The sequence below is a fragment of the Kistimonas ophiarachnellae genome (assembly GCF_057552235.1).
Genome location: NZ_BAAJPA010000055.1, coordinates 1 through 882 on the forward strand (window position 1 = coordinate 1; position 882 = coordinate 882).

Sequence of the window (882 nt, forward strand, 5' to 3'; positions counted from 1 at the left end):
GCACTGTCGTCTTCATTGGCGCTGGCCGTTACACCGGCGCTGACCGTGGGGAGATCATTGCTGCCGGTGATGGTGACAGCGGCGCTCTGGCTGACAACACCACCACGGCCGTCTGATACCTGGAAGGTATACACCAGCGTCTCGGTCTCGCCCAACGCCAGGGATTCATAAGCGCCCGGGTTCACCTGCAGATTGTTGCCATTATACGTAACCCCGCGGTCATCACCGCTGACCCGGCTGAGGTTAATTACGTTCAGGTCATCCGTAGCATCCACGTCAGTGGTGCCGGACAACAGGTCCACGGTAAATACTGCGTCATTCTCCCCCGCCCCGGACGTCACCGTCGCGCTGACCTCCGGCCCGTCATTTCTGCCGGTGATCGTCACCACGGCCTGCTGGGGAACAACCCCACCATTGCCATCGACAATGTTGTAGTCATAAGAGATCACGTTGGACTGGCCAACCGCCAGATAGTGATAGGCGTCCAGATCGATCTCAAGACTGTTGCCGCTGACCGTGACACCTGCGTCATTCCCGCCCGTCAGCACCAGGCTGCCCGACTGTATATTCAAGGTATCCGAGGTATCGATATCGCTGGCATGTTCCAGCAGATCGACCCTGATCGCGTTATTGTCTTCTGAATCGACGACAGCCACCGCAGAACTGACCTCGGGCGCATCATTGCTGCCGGTCACGGTTACCGTGGCGGTCTGGGACACGGTGCCGCCTTCGCCATCTTCAATGTTATAGCGGTAACTGATCACCGCCGTTTCTCCCACCGCCAGGTATTCATAGGCGGACGGATCTACGAACAACTGGTTGCCGGCAGGAGTAATACCCCGGTCGTCACCACTGACCAGGGTGATACTGCCTCCCTCTACA

At 58.4% G+C, this 882-nt stretch carries 1 protein-coding gene; it reads right to left on the minus strand.

Annotated elements, in window-relative coordinates:
- Nucleotides 1-882: cadherin-like domain-containing protein (locus AC27K1_RS21595; protein ID WP_487152863.1), on the minus strand; the 882-nt coding region annotated here is incomplete at both ends.